The sequence below is a fragment of the Zunongwangia sp. HGR-M22 genome (assembly GCF_027594425.1).
Lineage (GTDB): Bacteria > Bacteroidota > Bacteroidia > Flavobacteriales > Flavobacteriaceae > Zunongwangia.
Map to the genome: position 1 here is coordinate 2,119,525 of NZ_CP115159.1, position 22,476 is coordinate 2,142,000.

Sequence of the window (22,476 nt, forward strand, 5' to 3'; positions counted from 1 at the left end):
ACTTGGCTGATTTTTATGAATATTAGTGTAGTCTAATTTAGAAACGCTCTAAATCAAATGGCTCCAATAGAACTGAAGTATGATTGGCATCAACAATTTCTGAAATTAATTTTCCGGTAATTGGGCCCAGGCTCCACCCCATCATGGCGTGTCCGGCTGCAACGCTAAGGTTTTTGAATTTTGAAGATTTTCCGATAAACGGTAAACCATCTGGTGAAACCGGTCGTAATCCACTCGTGGCCGATTGTTTTTCTTCAGCAGTTAATGTGAATCCCGAATAATAATTAGAAGCCGCGTGCGCAATTGCTTCAACCCTGTTTGGTAAAATAGTATTGTTATCGCCAGATAATTCCATTGTTCCGGCAAACCTGGTAAAATCTTGCATTGGCGTTACCGCTACTTTAGCTTCAGTAAGAATAGCCGGCAAAGTAATATTGGTCTCCCTGGTAATATTCATGCTATAACCTTTACCGGGTTGGATAGGAATATTAAGACCTAATTTTTTAGCTAGAGGAAATGTCCAACTTCCGGCAGCCAGAATAAATTCATCTGCTTCGATTGTATTTTTTTCCGTAGAAATAGCCTTAATGGTTCTTCCATCTACTTCTAAACCGGTAACCGTTTCCTCTAAAACAAAATTTACTCCTTTATCTTCTAACCACTTTTTTAAATTTTTCATAAATAGATTAGGAGTGCTATGCGCATCACATTCATAATGAACTCCGCCAATTACATCCTCGCTAAACTGAGGTTCCAGATCATGCAAGGCCTTTTTATCCAAAACACTAACATCCAGACCTAATTCTTTTCCTTTTTCAGCAAGTTTAGCTTCGTGCTCTTCGTTCTTCGCACTTTTATAAACCATAAGAAGACCTTTACGCTCCATGTGAAAATCAAAATCTAAAGATTCTAACATCTCAGCGTAAAGGTCTCTACTTTTTTCATTTAATTCCTTAAGCACAGGAATAGCTTTCGCTACTTTTTGTTTCGTTGAAGATTTCTTGAAATACCAGGACCATTTGAAGAAATCCATATCCCAGCGCGGTTTTATATAAAACGGACTAGAATTATTGAACATCCACTTAATTCCCTGGTTAATCATTCCAGGTTCTGCAATTGGCACAAAATGACTGGGAGTCACATAACCGGCGTTAATAAAAGAAGCGCCATCTGTAATATTACCTTTATCTACTATGGTAACATCGTGGCCGGCTTTTACCAAATAATAAGCCGAGCATAAACCAGTAATTCCTCCACCAATAATTGCAACTCTCTTCATAATCTAAATTTTAAAGTACCTGAAATCCGTGAGCATAAGGATCGTCATCATCGATAACGATATTATTATAACCGGTAACCATTGCCCAACCTTCTATACTTGGCACAATAGCTTTTTTACCGCCTAATTCTGTCTCTTCTTCTATTCTTCCAATAAACTTACTACCAATAATACTTTCATGTACAAAAAGATCGCCTTTTTTCAACTTACCTTTTGCATACCAATGCGCCATTCTTGCTGAAGTTCCTGTACCGCATGGTGAACGATCTATAGCTTTATCGCCATAAAAAACAGCATTACGCGCTGTAGAAGTTTCATCTATCACTGCACCTGTCCATTGCATATGACTTAAACCATGTATCGTAGGATCTTCTGGATGAATAAATTCGTGAGCTTGGTTTAATTTACTTCTTAATTCCCTGCTCCACGTAATTAATTCACTAGCCTGATAATGCTCTAAACCTTTAAAGTTTTCCTGAACTTCTACAATAGCATAAAAATTACCACCGTACGCAACATCAACTTTTAAATCACCAAGAACATCGCTATCTACAATGATATCTTCTTTCGCTAAATACGATTTGATATTAACGATCTTAACCGACTTTACTTTTTTTCCTTCCTGAACATAACTCACTTTTACGAGTCCCGCCGGAGTTTCTAGCCTTAGCGTTCCTGGATTTTTAGGAGAAACCAAACCTTCTTCGATAGCAACCGTTACGGTACCAATCGTACCGTGCCCGCACATTGGCAGGCATCCACTGGTTTCTATAAAAAGAATTCCGCAGTCATTTTGGGGATCTGAAGGCGGAAACAAAATGCTTCCGCTCATCATATCATGACCGCGTGGTTCGAACATCAAACCACGACGAATCCAATCGTATTCCCGCATAAAATTCTGACGCTTTTCACTCATGTTCTTTCCTTCGATAAATGGGCCGCCACCAGCAACCACTCTTACCGGATTCCCACAAGTATGGGCATCAACACAAAAAAAAGTTTTTCTTGCCATTAAAGTCTATAAGCTATCTGTTGTGTATTTATTATTGATATTACGCAAAATGCCTAAAGGATTTTCATCTTTTAACGCCTGCGGAAGCAATGTCTGTGGCCAGTCCTGGAAAGAAACCGGACGCACCCATCGTTGTACCGCTGTTAATCCTACTGAAGTAAATTTAGCATTAGAAGTTGCCGGGAATGGCCCACCATGCGTCATTGCCGCACAAACTTCTACCCCTGTTGGTACACTGTTATAGATAATTCTACCTACAGTATCGGTTAAAGTGTCGATAATCGTTGCAAATTCACTTAATTCTTTTTCTTCGGAATTTAATACCGTACCGGTTAGCTGTCCTTCTAATTGCTGAAGCACTTCGGCCAATTCGGTTTTATCTTTACATTTTACAACTACTGAAAAAGGCCCAAATACTTCTTTATGAAAGTTTTTATTCTGAAGGAAATTAGCACCAGAAACGGTGATTACCTGCTGTCTACCAAAGTTTGGCGCAACTTCACCATCGTATTTGCTTACTTCATTATAGCCTTCCTGTTCTAAAACTTCAGATTTTGAAGCTTCGTATTGATTTTGAATCCCAGGACTCAACATTACTGAAGGGGCAAGATTCGATAAATTCTCACCTAATTTTTCAACAAAACTATCTAAAGCAGCGCTCTCTATTCCTAAAATTAGTCCGGGATTTGTACAAAATTGTCCACATCCAGCAGTGATCGAACCTGCATATTGCTCGGCCCAAAAATCTCCTTTAGCTTTTAAAGCAGATGGTAAAGCCAAAACAGGATTAATACTTCCCATTTCTGCGTAAACCGGGATAGGCTCTGGGCGATCTGCAGCTAATTTAGTAAGCGCAGTTCCTGCTTTATAACTTCCGGTAAATCCAACCGCTTTTATTTTTGGATGTTTTACCAGCCACTCACCTACTTCAATTCCTTTAGAGTTTAAGTTAGAGAAAACGCCATCTGGCATTCCGGTTTTCTTAGCGGCTTTAATAATCGCTTCAGCAACCAATTCTCCTGTACCAGCATGTAATGGATGAGATTTTACGATAACCGGAGAACCCGATGCCAATGCACTGGCAGTATCCCCACCAGCAGTAGAAAATGCAAATGGGAAATTACTTGCTCCAAAAACAGCTACCGGCCCAAAAGGCACCTGCATTCTTCGAATATCAGGTTTTCCTTCAGGATTGCTAATAATGGCTTCTACCCAACTCCCTTCTTTCAGCATTTCGGCAAAAGCTCGTAACTGGTTACAAGTTCTAGCAAATTCTCCATTAGAACGTCCTTCTGGCAAGCCGGATTCTGCTCTGTAAATTTCTTTTAAAGCTTCAGCATTTGCCTCTAATTCCTCAGCAATTGCTTCTAAAAATCTAGCTTTTTCAGCATCAGATTTTTGTTTGTACACTTTAAAAGCGGCGGCGGCTTTTTCTACTGCCGCATCAACCTCTTGTGTTGTTGCCTCGGTAAAAATAGCAGCAGTTTCTTTATTTTCTTTTGGATCAAAAGTTTTAAAGGTAACATCACCTTTACTGGAAAGCTCCTCACCAATATAATTTTTTCCTGTAATCATGCTTTCTGTTTTCTTGATTTATAAAGATTTGTATTCTACTAATTCTGGCCTTACCGCCATTGCGGCATCAATAATTCCCTGAACTCGTTCTCTTTCTGCTCCCTGTAATACTAATCTTGGTGCTCTTACATACTCGGTTCCTAAACCAGTTGCAACTTCAGCCAATTTGATATTTTGTACTAATTGCGGAGAGATGTCCAATTCTAATAATGGCATAAACCATCTGTAGATTCTTAAAGCTTCTTCAATATTACCAGCTTTTACTAATTTATAGATTGCCACAGTTTCTGCCGGATAAGCGGCTACCAATCCAGCAACCCAACCATCTGCACCAGCAACCATACTTTCTAATGCTAATGTATCTACACCACATAAGATCTTGATACGATCACCAAACTTATTTTTTAAACGTGTAACATTACTAATATCACGAGTAGATTCTTTTACTGCTTCGATCGTAGGACAATCTGCTAAAAGTTCTTCGAACATCTCGATAGTTACTTCAATCTTGTAATCTACAGGGTTGTTATAAATCATAATTGGCAGTGAAGTGCTTTTTGCGATCTCTTTAAAATATACTACGGTCTCGTGATCTGTAGCTTTATAACGCATTGGTGGTAACAACATTAATCCTTGTGCTCCCCATGCTTCTGCATTTTTTGCAACTTCGATCGCTTCCTTTGTAGATTGCTCGGCAATGTTAATGATTACCGGCACCTGTCCTGCTGTAATTTCTAAAGTCTTTTTTACAAGTGTTTCCTTTTCTGCCGGTGTCAGAGTACTAGCTTCACCCAAAGTTCCTCCTAAGATGATTCCGTTTACACCTGCTTCCAGTTGTGCGTTAATGTTCTTTTCAAAGGTTACTAAATCCAGTTCATCATCTTTTGTGAATTTAGTGGTTACTGCGGGCATTACCCCTTCCCATTTAATTGCCATGTGTCTATTTTTTTAACAAAAATATGGGCATTAAATCGCTTTCAATTTGTATTGATTATCTAAACATGATACGATATTATCATATAAATTGACTAATTCGGTTTTTTTTAATAATATTTACAAAAACTCACACTAATGAAAGTCCTTCCGTTTAAAATCCCAAAACCCGAAAAAGAAGCCCTTGTATATCAGGAAGATCATGAAATTATATTTTATGATAAACTTCACCAGCACGAGGAGATACAAATTAGCTATATTATGGAAGGTAGCGGCTCTTTAATTGTTGGTGATAGTATTAACGAATATCAGCCACATGACATCCTTATTATAGGAGAAAATATTCCGCATGTTTTTAGAAGTGATGCAGAGGCTCATCCAAATTCGATAATGTACACGCTGTTTTTTACCAAAAAGTCCTTCGGAAAAGAATTCTTCAACCTTACTGATCTTAGCGGAATCCAGAAGTTTTTTGATGAATCTGAATACGGAATGAAAATTAAGGCTGATGAAAAAAAGTTTCATCTTTTTAATAATCTGAAGCGGCAAAGTAAAATTGAAAGAGTAGCTACTTTACTATTATTACTGAATGAACTTACGCATGCCGAGCGGCAACCATTGTCTTCTTTCGTTTACCAGAAAAAATATACAGAGGATGAAGGAAAACGAATGAATGATGTTTTTCAATATGCTATGGATAACTTTCAGGATAATATTTCTTTAGATGATATTGCAGATATTGCTTTTATGAGTAAAAATGCTTTTTGCCGATATTTTAAGAAAAGAACCAATAAAACGTTTTTTCAGTTTTTAATTGAAATAAGGATAGAACATGCCTGCAAGTTATTGTATAAAGATCAGGACTTATCGGTATCGGCGATCTCTGAACTTTGTGGATTTCAGAACATCGCCAATTTTAACCGAAAGTTTAAGGAATTAAAAGGAATTACGCCTACACAATACAGGCAGCAAAACGATTAATTCTCATCTTCTATATTATTTCAATCCGTTATGCTCCAAGAAATAATTAGTAATCAAAGTATACAAGTGGATCGAAGTGTTTTTTCCTTCGTAAATATGATGCGCCCTGTTAGGATAAGCCATCATGTCGAATTGCTTGTTATTTCGAATTAGCTCATTCACCAAATATTCCATATTTTGATAATGCACATTATCATCTCCGGTTCCGTGAATTAGTAATAAATTTCCTTCCAGATTTTTAGCATAGGTTACCGGCGAACCTTCAATAAACTTTTTTTTATCTTCACTAGGCAATCCCATATAACGCTCCTGGTAAATATTATCGTAGAATAACTGATTGGTAACTCCGGCTACAGCCACTCCTGTTTGATAAACTTCAGGATATCTGAATAACAAATTCTGAGTCATCGAGCCTCCACCACTCCAGCCCCAAACATTCACGAATTTTTCATCCAGAAAATCGTAATTTGCAAGCACTTTTTTAGCTGCCGCCGCCTGATCGTTGGTATTAAGTACGCCCATATTTTGGTAAATACTTTTTCGCCAATCACTGCCTTTTAAAGTTGGCGTTCCGCGATTATCAATACTTATCACTACAAATCCTTGTTGTGCCATAAAAAGCTCGTACAACCCAACCCATTGATCGGTCGCCACAACTCCCCAAGGCTCGCCATACACATGAAAAAGGACCGGATATTTTTTAGCCGAATCAAAATTTAATGGCTTGGTCATTCTAGCATCCATTTCGATTCCGTTCTCAGTCATGACTTTAAAAAATGACGTTTCTGGTAAGGCTAATGAACTTAATTTGTTTTTCAACCGTTCATTATCAACTAAAGTTTTAACCGATTTATGTTTGGGCAAATTCACTAAATTCACCGTATTTGGTGTGCTAACATTCGTAAATTTATGGATAGCATATTTTCCATTAGGCGAAACATCATACGTATTTACGCCTTCAAATTGTTGCGGAGTAACTTTGGTTAGTTTTCCATTTCCATTTAATGGTACCTTGTATAAATAGCGTTGCGTAGCATTATCTGGTGAAGCTACAATATATAAATTTTTATCATCAGTTTGGTAATACGTGGCTACATCATAATCGCCGGGCGTAAGCAATGTCTTTTTACCCGATTCCAAATCAATTTTATAGATATGGCGCCAACCATCAGTTTCCGTCATTCGTAAAAACGACGTTCCATCATCCACGATTAGCTGATCGTTATTGCCCCATTGGTTCGAAGAAATATCCGGATAGCGCAAATCTACCCAGGTTTCTTCAGTTTCGGTATACATTTTTTTTAATGCGGAAGTTGAAAGTTTATACGTAAAAATATTGAGCTCGTTTTGCTTTCTATTCATTTGCTGAATAAGCACCAAATCTTCATTAAGCCATTGCATCGCCGGTAAATAATGCTGAACAGGATCGCCCGGCATCGGTATCCACGTTACTTCGGAAGTTTTTGTATCTATAATTCCAACTTTTGCTGAAGAAGGATTGAATCCTGCTTTTGGATATTGCAGCGCAATCGGTTCAGAATATACCGAATCGGTATTATTGATCATGTAGAAGGTGCCAATTTCTGAAGCATCTAATTGCCAAAACGCAATTTTTGAAGCATCCGGACTCCAAATAAAACCATCGCGCATTCCAAATTCTTCTTCATACACCCAATCGAACGTTCCGTTAATGATATCGCCTGTTCCATCTTCGGTTAGCTGAGTAAGCTCTCCGGTTTTAAAATTCTCTTTATAAATATTGAAATTATGCACATAAGCTACAAATTGATTATCTTCAGAAAACTTAGCGAACATCAATGAGGAAGATGGAAAATCTTTTCCTAATTGTTTTAATTCTTTGGTATCAAAATCGTACACCCAAAAATCACCTTTGGTATTCGAACGCCAAACTCGGCTGGAGTTTGTAAAAATTAAAACCTTGCTTCCATCTGGAGATAACGAAAAATCTTCTATTGCCAGGTTTTTACCATTTATATTAAGATTATTGGCTGCTAAATAAGTGCTTGATTTGTAGTTTTTACTCTCGTAACGAATAAGTTCATCATTGCCTGCTTTATCTTTTTCGATACTGACAAAAGCATCGCCCTCTTCTATCCAGAAAATAGGACGCTGGTAATCACTACTAAATTCCGAAGAAGAATAAATACGTCCTAAGGTTAATAAAGAATCATTTTCTTGTGCACTACTAGAAAATGGAAAAAATAATAATAAAATTATTCCAACTAAGTTTAATTTGGTCATTTTGTTATAATTGGTTTACGGTTTTTTGCTATTAGCTATCAATATTTAATACTATATTGATTGCATTTTCTTACCAACGTCATCCAGAACGTAATAAAGGTATCTATATGCAATACATTTTCTCGAACTCGTTACGTCATTCCGTGCTTGACACGGAATCTCATCCTGCTATTCAGAATCTGCGAAGCATGATGGGATGCTGAATCAAGTTCAGCATGACGATCAAAGAAGCGTTCTGACTGCCAATTATTCACGATTCAGCATTCAAAATTTAAAATTGATCCTCTCTCAATAGCTCAAAATTCATTTTCAAATCAGCACAGTATCAAATCAAATCTATTTTCTATACTCTAACAGCAAAGCGATCTAAAATCTAACTTCTCAATACTTACTTTCAACACAAATAGAGATTTCTCCATTCCGCTATGCTCCTGTGGAAATGACAAAAGAACATTCAACATTCAAAATTCATTTTCAAATCATCACATTTTCAAATTAAATCAAGTTTATTTTCTATACTCTAACAGCAAAGCAATCTAACTTCTCAATACTCAATACTCAATTCTAACTACTAACTTACTCACTTACTCACTTCTAAAGATCGGTTCTATAAAATAAGTATAGCTGTAATTCTTAGGTTTTAGCTGATATTTTTCCCAGGTTTTGGCACCCCAACTATTATCGCCACCAACTCCCATTTGTTTGTAATCAATATTCAGAAAAATCTCATCTTTTGGCTTAATATCATTAGTATGTCGTTGTGCTTTTTCCATACCCGGGTCAAAATCTGAAGTAGGATTTCTAAGCGCGCTAAACGAAACTAGTGGCATACCGCTGAATTTGATTCCGTTTCCTTTATTATCAGTCAATTTAATCCAACGATTATCGGTTCGATAACCATTTTCTTGCGGACGTATATAGGGTACATACAAATCTTCTACGGTCGATTGATATATACCAACAAAAGCAGATGTTTTACGATCCCAATAATTTTCGAAAGGCCCACGACCGTACCATTCTACTTTGTCATAATCTAACGGAATAACCATCGCATTTCCAAATCTTGGCAGTGACGTTATTTTTTCTGGATCACCATTAAATTCAAAATTATTGCCAATTTCAATAACGCCATTTTCGTAAATTTTGTAAGTAATTTTTAAAATCGAAGAAACCGAATCTAATTCAAAATTGGTATTCACTTCAACATAGCGGTCTTGTTTTTCCGAAGAAAAATTAACGAATTTTGGATTATTTGTAGCTTCTTTCCATGCTTTTGCTCGCTTCTGAAAACTATTTCCAAAGTCATTATCGGTAGGTGCTCTCCAAAAATCGGGTTTTGGCCCTTTTTTGATCAGTTTTTTCCCTTTAAAAGTATATGTTGAAAGTTGACCGCTCTCTTTGTTGAAAATAATTTCAAAATCTTTATTCGAAATTGTAAGATTTTCACCCTTATTTTTTGTCTTTAATTTACCTGAAGCTTTAATTGGTAATTGAACCTCATCACCTTCCTGAAGCTGAATTTGCTTTTTGGCAATAATATGCCCTTTACGAAGCATTTTACCAATTTTGGTGTTTCTTACATAAAAATTTATAAAATACTCGGCATTTTCATCAAATTCAAAATCCGAATGCCAAGTTGTTACTTTTTGCGGTTCTAGTTCAATTTCATCAAGCGTTTCCTTCTTGATAACTTTACCCTCTTTTAGCAGCTCATAAGAAATTTCGTATTCATTTAAATCGGTAAAAAAGAAGCGATTTTCAATTTCAAAACTATAATTTTGGTTCTCTTCATTTTTTAATCGAAAATCTACATTCTGATATACATCTTTTACTTCGTAAAGTGCAGGATGTGGTGTACGATCTGGATTTACTAATCCGTTAATCACAAAATTAGCATCATGCCGATATCGATCGGGTCCAAAATCACCACCATAAGCCCAATATTCTTCACCATTTTCATCGGTTTTCACAAACCCCTGATCTACCCAATCCCAAATAAATCCGCCTTGAATTTGTGGATTTTCGTAAACAAAATTCCAAAGATCTACCAAATCCCCCGTACTGTTTCCCATGGCATGTGCATATTCACACCAAATAAATGGACGCTCCGGATACTTGCCTAAATAATTATCTTTTATATAATCTACGCTGGCATACATCCACGGAATAATATCGGTGTGTGGTTCCTGAAAACTATCTCCACGTTCTGCTCTTTCGTATTGCACCGGGCGACTTGGATCGTTTTTCTTTAACCAGTGATAGTTTTTTATAAATGCCGGACCGTCACCAGCCTCGTTCCCCATCGACCAGATAATAATCGAAGGATGATTTTTATTGGTTTGCATCATTCTGACAATACGGTCGTGATGCATTTTCTCAAATACAGGTTTATTGGCAGGCGTTTTATCTTCGTCGTAGCCAAAACCATGACTTTCAAGATTGGCCTCGTCGATCATATAAATTCCGTATTTATCACACAACTCATACCAGTAAGGATCTACCGGATAATGTGAATTTCGAACCGCATTTATATTGTATTCTTTAAAAAGTTTGATATCCCGCAGCATCGATTCGCGCGAAATCACATGTCCAGAATTTTGGTCGTGCTCATGGCGATTCACTCCTTTAAGGAGGATTGGTTTTCCGTTGACCAAAAGTTGACCACCTTTAATTTCTGAAGTTCTAAAACCAATTTTTGCTGAAGTAGCCATCAGTGTATTCTCTCCATCCTTCAAACTTAAACTTAAAGAATAGAGATTTGGTGTCTCGGCCGACCAGTATTTAATATCTAGATCTGAAATTTGAAAGTTTAGCGTATCATTTTTAGCTTCAGCAATTGGTTTTGTTATTTCTGAAATGATTTTCTCTCCATCCCAAATTTTAAGATCTAACTGAAGCTTTTTCTTTTCCGAAGTAATTACAGCATATCCATCAAGAATTCCTTTATCGTAATTTTTATCCAATCCCGGAGTCACAAAAAAGTCTTTGATTCTGGATTTAGGCGTTTTATAGATATACACATCACGCTCGATTCCGCTTAATCGCCAAAAATCCTGATCTTCTAAATAACTTGTAGAAGACCAACGATAAACCTCTACCGCAATACTATTTTCTCCCGCTTTTAAATATTTAGTGATCTTAAATTCTGATGGTGTTTTGGTTCCTTCTTTGTAACCAACCTTCTCGCCATTTATCCAAACGTAAAAAGCACTGTTTACGGCTCCTAAATGTAAAAAATAGTCTTCATTTTTATCGAATTTCGACTTAGGTAAATCGAAAGTTCGTTTATACGATCCTACCGGATTGTAAGTAGTATCTACAAAAGGCGGATTAATTTCAAAAGTAAAACCAGCTGAAACATACAGCGGAAAATCATAGCCCTGCATTTGCCAATCGCCGGGAACTTGAATATCGTCCCAGTCTTTTACATCAAAATTGGTTTTATAAAAATCTACCGGTCTTTCTTCAGGAACTTCAGCAAAATGGAATTTCCAGCTTCCGTTTAAACTTTTATAGTTTCCAGATTTTTTATAGTCCCCGGTTAGAGCGTCAGCTTCAGAATCGTAAATATGAAAAGTAGCACGAGGATCTTCCGTATTTACAGATAGCACATCTAAGCACTGCCATTCGGGATTTTCCTGAGCATGTAATGAGAAAGAAGAAGCTATGAGCAACACATGAATAGAAAAAAATAATTTGATTAATTTGAATGTGCTCATAGCTTTTTGGATTTTATTAATTATGAATTTTTAAGTTCTTCTATTTCTTCTATGGTTTTTGCTAAAGGATCGCCTAGAAGTTCCTTGCCGTTTGCGGTGATCAAAAAGTCTTCTTCTACTCGCATGCCACCAAAAGTTTTAAATTTTTCGACTTCGTCGTAATTCACAAAATCGGTATAATTACCCTGCGCTTTCCACGAATCGATTAAAAACGGATTAAAATAAATTCCGGGTTCAACCGTAAGTACATTTCCTTCTTCCAGTTCTTTTCCTAATCGAAGCGATTTTAAACCAAATTCGGTGCTCTTTTTAAGATCATCGTTATAACCAACTAATTGCTCGCCAAAGTTTTCCATATCGTGCACATCCATTCCCATAAAGTGACCTAAACCACATTGAAAAAACAAGGTGTGTGCACCTGCATTTACCGCTTCCTGCGTATCACCTTTCATCAAGCCTAGACCTTTTAGGCCTTCTACAATTCGGCTACAAGCCAATAAATGGGCTTCTTTAAAGCGATAACCCGGTTTTAGTGCCGCAGAAGAGGATTCGTGCGCATCTAGAACAATCGAATAGATTTCTCGCTGAATATCTGTAAAACGCTCGGCTACCGGAAACGTACGTGTCATATCCCCAGCATAATTCATAGCGGTTTCTGCACCACAATCGCATAAAACAATATCTCCGTTCTCAACTACAGCTTCTGTAGCATGATTATGCAGATATTGGCCATTTTTGGTTAGAATTATCGGGAAAGAAATATTTCCACCACCGGCAATGGCGATCGCCTGTAATTCTCCTGCGATTTGTTTTTCGGTAACACCGTGCTTTGTCCATTTTATAGCATGGCGATGCATAGCAGCCGTGATATTCACTGCTTTATTGATTTCTGCAATTTCTTCAGCAGATTTTACAGCACGCTGCGCGATCACGGCTTTGGTGAATGCTTCCGATTTATTCGCATCAATTTCGTTAACGGGAATGCCGGTAAGATTGCTAATTTCAATCGTTACTTTATTTCTGTACGGTGGCAAATAATGCAGATTTTGGCCTTTTTGCTGCGCGTTTTTAATATAAGCCTCCAGCTTTGCCATTGGCTGCACTTCAGCAAGTCCGCATTTTTCTGCATACGTTGATAGTGGTTCTACCGCACCAACCCAAACAAAATCTTCAGGAGTTAGATCGTCTCCAAAAAGGATCTCTTTATCGTTATCTAAATCGATAAGTACATAAAGATCTGGAAGATTAATTCCGAAGTAATATAAAAAACTACTATCCTGTCTAAACGGATACCAGTTGTCCTTGTAATTCATTCCGGTTTCCTTATTTCCTGGGAAAATAAGGATTCCCGATTTCATTTTTTTCTTTAATCGCTCTCTTCGCGCTACATAAGTTTCTTTTGAAAACATCTATTCTTTCATTTTTTAGTGAACAACCGTTAGGTATTTTGGAAATTATTTTTTGAGGCAAACCTCTAAATATTTAATCTCGATTATCGAGTAATTCTACATCTACATAATACATATGCTCTATCCTCCAGGGTGTAAATAAATACTGATTTTCATGTTGAAAATCGACACTTTGCCATTCTGCTGAAGGGATAATCTTTATTTTTTCTTCGTTACCTTTTAAAACCAATGGTAAATTGAAACCATCAACAACATTGCTATATTTATAAAACATCTTGCTGTTTGGCGCATCGATATATAATTGAAGTTTCGGAATTTTAGTGGTGGTTAAATATTGCTCAAAAACATTCGAATAGTCGTATCCAGCTTTATCTGAAATATATTCCTGAATCTCTGAACCGTCTACTGTTTTATTATGAAAAGTCATATTTAAACCGGTTAGAATATTCTTGAATAATTTATCATCGTCCATACTGTGACGAATGCTATGCAGCATATTTCCACCTTTTGGATACATATCGCCACTACCCTGTGCGTTTACGGCGTAGGCTGGAATAACTGGTTTATCATTTTGAATTCCACTTCTGGTACCATAATTATAATCGTTTGCAGCTTCTTCACCGTAAACATAATCCAGGAATAAAGTTTCGCTGTAATTGGTAAAACTTTCGTGCACGTACATATCGGCCAGATCGTTTGTGGTGATGTTATTTCCAAACCATTCGTGACCACTCTCGTGAATAATGATGAAATCCCAGGTTAAACCTAAACCAGTTCCAGATCCATCTCTACCTCGATATCCACCGGCATAATAATTTCCGTAGGAAACATTCGACTGATGTTCCATTCCAGTATGCTCGGTTTCCACCAATTTATAGCCATCTTCATAAAAAGGATAAGGGCCAAACCAATATTCAAACGCATCCAAAAGGTTATGAACTTCTGGCGGCATGTAATCTTTAGCTTTTTCCAAATTATAATCCATTACCCAGTAATTAAGATCTAAATCGCCTTTTATGCCGGTATAAACTTCAGAAAAGTTTTTGTAGTGCCCGATATAAGGAATGATAGTATAGTTACTAATCGGATTTTCTACGCCCCATTTGTAAGAAATCGTTCCGTCATTATGTTCGGTCTTATCTAACATTCGGCCGTTTGCCACCGCCATTAATTCTTTTGGAACTCGCATCGTTAAAGAAGCTCCACGATCTGGCTCGTCACTTTGGTGATCTTTGTTAGGATACCAGATTGAAGCACCAAGTCCCTGGCAGGTCACCGTCATCCACGGTCTTCCTTTTTCGTCTTTAGTAAATGTCCAACCGCCATCCCATGGGGCACGAATCGCTTCGTGAGGTTTTCCGCTAAAATATATTTTTATTTCGTGCTCAGATTCGATATTTTGAGGCTGAGTTTTTACAAAGTACACATCGCCTTCTCTACTGAAACTTAAAGATTGTCTTTTGTCGTAAATAATACTATCGATCACCAATGGTTTCTGAAGATCGATTTGCATTAAATTTGGATGTTCTTTTTGAATTACTTTATAAGTGATATTGTTGAATCCTGATGTATATTTTTTATCGAAATTTGGTGTTACTGAAATATCGTAACGCATCACATCCCACCAGGCTCTTTCTGGTGTAATACTTCCTCTAAGCGTATCGGAGTGGGTAAATTGAGTTTCTTGAGCCTGAAGCGAAAATAATGGCAGTAACAATAAAATTAGTAGGGAATTATATTTAAGCATAAATTTAGAAGATAGTTTCCCGTAAAGTTGTAAAATATTTGTGCAATAAGCAACGAATATCACTTTTATAGGTAATATAATATCAGATACAGTTAAAATATTAGTAAGTAATAGTGATCACAATGTTGAAAATTCAAAAGTTTTTTAATAAAACTGAAAAGTAATTTGCAATCGTTAAGCTATGGCGAATAGGATCTTTTTACATTTCAGTTACAAACATTTAAAATTCGTGAATTAAAAATATCAAAAACTCTTTTCAATTTTGAGTTTTCACGATCTTGCTATCAGAGAATTTTGGACATATAATTTATAAGATTTAAGAAATTAATATTCTTAATATTTTCACTCACTTAATAAATAAGTAAATAAACTTTGAAACTGCAGGAAAATCAAAGTATTTCCAGAAAACTGCAATTTAGTAAGTTGCAACGGTTGTATTTTTTACTTCTGAAACCTTTTGGCTATAAATCTAAATATTCAATCTCGAAGTTCAATATAGATTTAAACAGCAATAATGTATTAATAAGAAGCATTAAAAAGTCTTAACATTAGTCTTTATAACCATTCTAAACAACAGCTTTTAATTAACTTTTTTAAACTTAAGTTAAAGTTTTTATGATATAAGCTAGAAGTCTAATTAACTTATATAAGGTTATTTATAGGTAGTTTTACTCCAATCTATAAACTAAACCTATTCGAAAAAATGATTACTTTTAAACGACTAATTTTAAATTTTTTGTTGCTAAGTGCAACAGTAACATTCGTCATCTCATGTGATGTAGAAGATGGAATCGACGGAATCGATGGCGCTGATGGAGTTAACGGTCAAGATGGAGTTGATGGTGAAGATGGCGAAGACTTCACACCCGAGCCCGGGATGTTTTCAGACAAATCTAACCTAAAGGCACTTGTGGCCATGAAACCACAATTTAATTATGTAAATGCTTATTCTATACTTAGTTCATCAGATACATTAAGCAACGATTTTAAGTTGGTTGGAGCGCAAGATGGTGCGGGATTTTTAAAGGATCCTAATAGCGACGGTTATATCTATGTAGTAAACGCAGAGGACACCTATGCGGTTTCAAGAATTATGTTAGATAAAAACTTAAAGCCTCTTACTGGTGAATGGTTATTAAACTCTAGCGTTGCAGATTACGCGAGACAATGTAGTGGTACGATGTGGGAAGCAGACATACACGGTGGTTCTCAAGATTTATTTTTATCTGCTTCAGAAAGTATTCATTACGATGTAAAAGGAATTGATCCTTATATGACACCAGATCCAGATGCCGATTTTGGATTAGATGCTTTAGGTGAATTTTCTTGGGAAAATGCAGTACCACTTCCTCAAGTGGCATATCCCGGTAAAACTGTAATTATCGGTGGCGATGATGACTCTAGCGGTTCAGAAGGACAAGTTTCTTTATACTTATCTGAAAATGGAGATGCAGATCTAGAGAATGGTAAAGTTTATGTACTTCGGTTCAAGGAGATTTCTGATGGGAACGGCGGAAAAACTGCTGTAACACCTGGAGAAATATATAATGAGAGTAATCTTGACCTCAAACAAACTTATGATGTGGAGTTTGTGGAAGTTCCAAATGGAAAAGATTTAACTAAAGACGAAATGGAAGACGCTTGTGTAGCAGTACAAGCTTCAGCTTTTATGCGTGTTGAAGATGTAGATTACCAAAAAGGTTCTGCTGCAAACAACCGTAATCTTTACTTCGCTGTAACGGGTCGTGGCCCGGGTAGAGGAACTTACAATGACTGGGGTACAGTTTATAAATTAGAATTGGATGAAAACAATCCCCGTGAAGGAAAATTAACACAAATAATAAGTGGTAACACAAATACCAATAATGCGGATGGTAATCTTTCTGAATTACAGAGTCCAGATAATGTTTGTGTAACCGAAAATTTTGTATACTTTCAAGAAGATCCAAATTCTTTTGATAGAGGACATTCAGCATACATCTACCAATCAGATTTAAATGGTAACAATATTCAGCAAGTACTTGAATTTGTGGTAAGACAAGATCTTGCACCAGATGGAAGTACAGGGTTTAGTGGAGAGTATGGGGCTTTAATCGACATCTCAGATAAAGTAGGTAAGCCAGGTACATTTATGCTGAACCTTCAACCACATTACTGGCAAGATGATAGTTTTAAAGGAAGAGATGGTCATACTTTTACAGATGGTACTTTTGAAGATAACCAGGGAGGACAAATAGTTTTATTACAAGGTTTACCAAGATAAGTTTCTTTATCAAGTTTCGAAAAAACCTCCGTTTTTAACGGGGGTTTTTCTATCATTATAAATTGAATACAATGAAAATATCCTCAAAATTTTTGTGGGCCTCAGCACTGATTATGTTACTTCTGCTATACGCTTGTAAAAAGGAATATCAAGACACACATACCTCTACCTTGAAAGCTCGTGTAGATTGGACAGCAGCACAAGATTATTATTTAAAAAATATCAAAAATACGTTAGCGTATTTAGACAGTTTAAATAAAACCTCGGTAAAATCTCCCAAAGCTAAAAACTATTTCATTCAAGCCCGCCAAGCTTTTAAAGAAGCAGAGCCTTATGCATCTTACCTTAATCCTGAAGTTGGTCATCAAGCCAATGGCCCCGCACTACCCAGATTAACCGATGATACTCAACGTGTTTTATTACCAATTGGATTTCAGAAAATTGAAGAATCAATTTATGAAGGAGATGTTTCTGAAAATGATTTTAAACGAGAAGTTGAATTAACACGTGGTTTAATTCATGTACTTCAAGATGCTATTGAAAAAAGAGAACTCAATGCTCAACGCTTTTTTATAGCTACACACCAACAATTAATGCGTATAGTAAGTTTTGGAATAACCGGTTTCGATACACCCGTAAGTGGTTTAGGACTTGAAGAAACAAAAGCTTCATTAAAAAATCTATTAACACTATATAAATTAAGCATTCAAAAAATTATTCTTCCAAAAAATAAGGAGCTCGATAAAAGATTTCAACAACAGATTGATAAAGCAATAAATTTTATAGGAAAAAAACCTGATTTTGAAACCTTTGATCGTTATACTTTTTTGAGAAATTATTTTAACCCTATGATGCGCAGTTGGGTTGAAATCAGAAAAACTTCTGATCTTTGGGAACCGGTTCAAAACAAGCCTTTTAATTTCGATGCGCCTACTTTTTTTGAGGACGACTCTTTTAACGTTGATTATTTTCGTCAAACAGTAAACAGTAATCCTTCTAAAGATCAGATTAAATTGGGAAAACGATTGTTTTTTGACAAGAATTTATCAAATTCAGCCAGTATGTCTTGTGCTACCTGCCACAGTCCCGATAAAGCTTATGCCGATGGGATTGTTGCAAACTTCAATAATACCGGTAACATATTACAACGCAATTCTCCAACACTAATTAATTCAATTTTCCAAAAAGGTTTTTTCTGGGATGGAAGAGCAGGCAGTTTATTAGCGCAAATATCTGGAGTTTTTACCAACAAAGAAGAGTTTAATAGTTCGGTACATGAGTTTTCAGGTGAAATTTCTAAAGACTCCAGCTATGTTGAAGCATTTGAAAAAGCTTTCGGTCATAAAGTAAAGTGGACAAACGCACATACTATTAAAGCATTATCGGCCTATATTTCTACTTTAAATGGTTTTAGTTCTAAGTTTGATAAAAATGTTAGAGGAGAATTAAATAACTTCACCCAAGAAGAGCAATTAGGTATGAATTTGTTTATGGGCAAAGCCCTTTGTGCAACTTGTCATTTTATGCCATTAACCAACGGAACCGTTCCCCCATTTTTTTCTGAAACAGAAAAAGAAGTTATAGGTGTTCCGGAAACTGCAGAAAATAAAAAATTAGATGATGATAACGGTTTTTATTTTATGTATAAAGAACCTATACAAAAAGGAGTGTTTAAAACACCTACAGTACGAAATATAGCCCTCACTTCACCTTACATGCATAATGGGGTTTACAATAGTCTAGAAGAAGTAGTTGATTTCTACAACAAAGGTGGTGGAGCCGGCCTCGGTTTCGACCTCCCACACCAAACCTTACCTTTTGATAATTTAAATCTTACAGTAGAAGAGCAACAAGCATTAGTCGCTTTTATGAAAACGCTTAGCGATATACCTGAAGAAAAATATTGAAAATCCCTCGATGAAATCATACAAGATTTCTGAAATCCGAAGATATAATATTCTTTTCATAAGTATAAGCACAGAGTTTCTTGTAAAATATTTGGTCAATAAGAAGCGAATATCACTTTTTAAATGATATACCATTTACTACAGTTTAAATTAATTTATTAACGATGCGTTATTAAATAGCATAATCAGAAAGTAAACAATCATCATTTTCCAAATTAAAGATTGAAAATAAATATCCGTACCTATTACAAAAAAACTAGCTTTATCTTTTTTTAACGATTAAATCAATGTCTAAAAATAAATTAGAAAAAGCCAAAGATTCCACTAGCAATAAAAAAGCATCGAATTCAAAAACAATCAACGCCGTGCTTATTGGTGTTTGTATCGGTATTATCGTCTATAGTATTTTCAATTATACGATGGGGTTTGCAACGCTTATCCCGTTGTTTCTAATTTAGAAATTAGTAAATACCTCAAAATAAAGACATAGTTTATTTAAAATATATACATTATACAAGTAGTTCTTAGTAGATCTTTTTGATATAATCGATCAATGAATTATGGAATATAACACTAAAAAATGCCCGTATTGTACCGAGACTATTAAACTAGAAGCTATTTAATGCTGGTATTGTGGAGAGCGTTTAGATAAAGGAAGCCAGCAGCATTATTCACATAACCAAGCACCTGTAACCGTTATCAATAAGTACCCAAAATGGAATTCGGGATTAGCAATTTTACTAAGTATCTTTTTTCCCGGAATTGGCCATATTTACAAAGGCCAGGTTGCCGCCGGTATATTATGGCTTATATTTGTAACTATTGGTTATATCCTATTTATCTTTCCAGGAATTATATTACATCTAATTTGCATCATTACTGCAGCTAGTGGAGACCCATATAAATAACCAATATTGCACAATTGTATTGATTAATTTTGCATAATCTGCTTAGAGAATAAAAAAAATCTTAGTAAATAATAAACTAAAAAGCGCCCTGAAAATTTTCAGGGCGCTTTTGTTTTCTAAGATATTTTGGGATAGCTTAAATTACTCTTATTAATTAAAGATCAAGGATTCGGGTTCTTAATGCTTAATTATGAAGCAATTTAAAATATATAATTCGATCCCACAAATAATTCATTATAAATATTTAAAATAGAGGTTATTAGACTCGTGCTTTGCAAACTGAATTGTGAGTGTTAGTCGGCCGTCAGCACTAAAAATTAAAAAACAAATTGAATCTTGATCTTTTTATTTCTTGTTACCACTTCTAGGTCAGTTTTAATTTTATATCTTGAATTACTTATTTTTCTTCCGATTATAATTTCTATTTTTCAATAGCGTAGCACGCCTTTCACTACATGCAGCTGTCCTTCGATAATGCATTCTCAAATTCAAAATCATTTAAATTCGATCTAATTTCAGAAGATAAAATTTTTTATTCTCATCCTCGGCAATTTGATCACAATGCGCGACGCATGTTTAAATAAGAGATTTCCCCGTATAGGATATCGTAATGCAATGTGGAAGATTCCATCACAGCAATTTCTCTCTTACTTCCAATAAAACCATTCAATATTTCTGGAGTAAAATCAGTTTTTTAGTCTTGGTCATCCACTACATCCGAGGAAGGCAAATATTAAATTACACAAAGAAATATTTTTATAAGAATTTGTTTCTGTAAAGATGAAATTCACTCAAAACAGTTGCTTAGATGAAATTAAAATGATGATTTTTAGAAAAGATCTATGTTATACTCAAGGAAATGAATTATTTTTCAAATAAAACAATTGGAACGTTTCAATTTTTAAAGATTAAATGAATAGAAAGAACTTTATAAAAAATATAGCCATCATTTCTGCCGTAGCTGGTATTCCTGGGTTTTATGCCTGGAAGGTAGAGCCTTTTTGGTTAGAATTTGTCTATCAAAAAATGCCAATAAAAAATCTTCCTTCAACATTAGAAGGGAAAATGCTAATGCAAATTAGCGATATTCATATTGGTGATTTTTTCGATTATCAATATATAATTGATTCTTTTAAAAAGGCACAACAGCTACATCCAGATTTTGTGGTTTACACGGGTGATTTTGTGACTTACGATGAGCCTAGAAATCTAGATCAGCTTGCTGAAGTTATTCCGTTCTTCCCCACCGGAAGTCTGGGAAGTATAGGTATTTTGGGTAATCATGATTATGGAGTTGATTACAAGGAAGAACATGTTGCTAAAAATATAGTAGATCAATTGGCTTCGAGAAATATTCAGATTTTAAGAAATGAAGCTGTGATTACCAATGGAATAAACTTTATTGGGATAGATGACTTTTGGGGAACTAATTTTCATCCTGAAAAAGCTACTGGAAATTATGATTCTCAGATGGCCAATATTGCCTTATGTCATAATCCCGATGTTTGTGATCTAGACGTTTGGAATAATTATAAAGGTTGGATTTTAAGCGGACATACACACGGTGGGCAATGCAAACCTCCTTTTTTAAGAGCACCAATTTTACCAGTAGAAAACAAGCGTTACGATGCGGGGATAATCGACCTTTACGACGGGAGAACTTTGTATATAAATCGTGCACTAGGCTGCTTACGTCAAGTTCGTTTTAACGTACGACCAGAAATTACTTTATTTACATTAGAGTCGGCTTGAAAAAATCGTAGAAATGAAAATTGCCTTAGCACAAATAAGCTCAATCCCCGGAAATATTAATGCAAATCTCAAAAAACATCTTGATTTTATCACAAAAGCTAAAGATGCAAAAACCGACTTAATTGTTTTTCCTGAATTATCATTAACCGGTTACGAACCTACTTTAGCAAAATCTTTAGCTTTTTCTAAAAGTGACGATAGATTGAATTTGTTTAAGGACTATAGCTCTAAAAACAATATTTCGATCGCTTTGGGCTTGCCTCTAGCACTAGGTTCTAATCTTCATATTGCAATGGCCATTTTTGAACCTAATAAAGAGATTCGCTTTTATTTCAAACAATTTTTGCATCCAGATGAACTTCATTTTTTTCAACCTAAATCAAATTCTTCTATAATTGAAATCCAACAGAAAAAAATAAAAATCGCCATTTGTTATGAGGTTTTGGTTGCTGCACATCTCAACAATATTAATTCAGAAAAAATTGATTTCTTTTTAGCAAGTGTAGCAAAACATCAAATAGGAATGAAAAAAGCTGAAAATGCATTGAAAATGATTTCAGAAAAATATAAAATCCCGGCGCTATTAGTGAATACTATCGGAAAAGCAGATGGAATGACCTGCTACGGAAAAAGTTTGGCTTTAAATAAACATGCCGAAAAAATAAGTTGCCTGAATCAAGAAGAATCCTTGCTAATAATTAACCTCGAATAATGACAAGTTAAGCTTAA

General features: G+C 35.5%; 13 protein-coding genes. 5 read left to right on the top strand and 8 right to left on the bottom strand.

Annotated elements, in window-relative coordinates:
* Positions 1 to 37: 37 nt before the first annotated feature.
* The 4 genes from PBT91_RS09210 to PBT91_RS09225 are packed head-to-tail and all read right to left on the bottom strand — an operon-like array spanning position 38 to position 4,802.
* Positions 38 to 1,279 carry an NAD(P)/FAD-dependent oxidoreductase gene (locus PBT91_RS09210; protein WP_270058194.1) on the bottom strand — a complete coding sequence of 414 codons (1,242 nt, stop codon included), beginning with the start codon at positions 1,277 to 1,279 and terminating at the stop codon, positions 38 to 40.
* 10 nt (positions 1,280 to 1,289) lie between these two features.
* Positions 1,290 to 2,291 (bottom strand): 4-hydroxyproline epimerase, encoded by a 1,002-nt coding sequence (locus PBT91_RS09215; RefSeq protein WP_270058195.1) that lies wholly within the window; start codon positions 2,289 to 2,291, stop codon positions 1,290 to 1,292.
* Positions 2,292 to 2,297: 6 nt separating this feature from the next.
* Positions 2,298 to 3,866 carry an aldehyde dehydrogenase (NADP(+)) gene (locus PBT91_RS09220; protein ID WP_270058196.1) on the bottom strand — a complete coding sequence of 523 codons (1,569 nt, stop codon included), beginning with the start codon at positions 3,864 to 3,866 and terminating at the stop codon, positions 2,298 to 2,300.
* Positions 3,867 to 3,884: 18 nt separating this feature from the next.
* Complete coding sequence (locus tag PBT91_RS09225) at positions 3,885 to 4,802, bottom strand: dihydrodipicolinate synthase family protein (protein WP_270058197.1); 918 nt, start codon at positions 4,800 to 4,802, stop codon at positions 3,885 to 3,887.
* A gap of 135 nt (positions 4,803 to 4,937) precedes the next feature.
* Between PBT91_RS09225 and PBT91_RS09230 the strand changes: the two genes are divergently transcribed.
* Positions 4,938 to 5,780, top strand: coding sequence for a helix-turn-helix domain-containing protein (locus tag PBT91_RS09230; RefSeq protein ID WP_270058198.1), 843 nt, complete (start codon positions 4,938 to 4,940; stop codon positions 5,778 to 5,780).
* 15 nt (positions 5,781 to 5,795) lie between these two features.
* Here the strand turns inward: PBT91_RS09230 and PBT91_RS09235 are convergent, their stop codons facing one another.
* The 4 genes from PBT91_RS09235 to PBT91_RS09250 form a co-directional block, all read right to left on the bottom strand.
* Entirely contained in the window at positions 5,796 to 8,042 is a 2,247-nt protein-coding gene (locus PBT91_RS09235; protein ID WP_270058199.1) for a S9 family peptidase, read from the bottom strand.
* A 584-nt stretch (positions 8,043 to 8,626) separates the two neighbouring features.
* Complete coding sequence (locus PBT91_RS09240) at positions 8,627 to 11,761, bottom strand: glycoside hydrolase family 2 TIM barrel-domain containing protein (protein WP_270058200.1); 3,135 nt, start codon at positions 11,759 to 11,761, stop codon at positions 8,627 to 8,629.
* Positions 11,762 to 11,781: 20 nt separating this feature from the next.
* Positions 11,782 to 13,170 carry an aminopeptidase P family protein gene (locus tag PBT91_RS09245; protein WP_270058201.1) on the bottom strand — a complete coding sequence of 463 codons (1,389 nt, stop codon included), beginning with the start codon at positions 13,168 to 13,170 and terminating at the stop codon, positions 11,782 to 11,784.
* A gap of 73 nt (positions 13,171 to 13,243) precedes the next feature.
* Positions 13,244 to 14,917 carry a M1 family metallopeptidase gene (locus PBT91_RS09250; RefSeq protein WP_270058202.1) on the bottom strand — a complete coding sequence of 558 codons (1,674 nt, stop codon included), beginning with the start codon at positions 14,915 to 14,917 and terminating at the stop codon, positions 13,244 to 13,246.
* A 703-nt stretch (positions 14,918 to 15,620) separates the two neighbouring features.
* On the opposite strand from PBT91_RS09250, the gene PBT91_RS09255 reads away from it, so the two are divergent.
* From PBT91_RS09255 to PBT91_RS09270, 4 genes are all read left to right on the top strand, one after another.
* The gene (locus tag PBT91_RS09255; RefSeq protein WP_270058203.1) at positions 15,621 to 17,180 is read left to right on the top strand and encodes a hypothetical protein; all 1,560 of its coding nucleotides are present in this window, start codon (positions 15,621 to 15,623) and stop codon (positions 17,178 to 17,180) included.
* Between the two features lie 113 nt (positions 17,181 to 17,293).
* The gene (locus PBT91_RS09260) at positions 17,294 to 19,087 is read left to right on the top strand and encodes a cytochrome c peroxidase (RefSeq protein ID WP_270058204.1); all 1,794 of its coding nucleotides are present in this window, start codon (positions 17,294 to 17,296) and stop codon (positions 19,085 to 19,087) included.
* Positions 19,088 to 20,907: 1,820 nt separating this feature from the next.
* Positions 20,908 to 21,747, top strand: coding sequence for a metallophosphoesterase (locus PBT91_RS09265; RefSeq protein WP_270058205.1), 840 nt, complete (start codon positions 20,908 to 20,910; stop codon positions 21,745 to 21,747).
* A 13-nt stretch (positions 21,748 to 21,760) separates the two neighbouring features.
* Positions 21,761 to 22,459, top strand: coding sequence for a carbon-nitrogen hydrolase family protein (locus tag PBT91_RS09270; protein ID WP_270058206.1), 699 nt, complete (start codon positions 21,761 to 21,763; stop codon positions 22,457 to 22,459).
* Positions 22,460 to 22,476 lie beyond the last annotated feature (17 nt).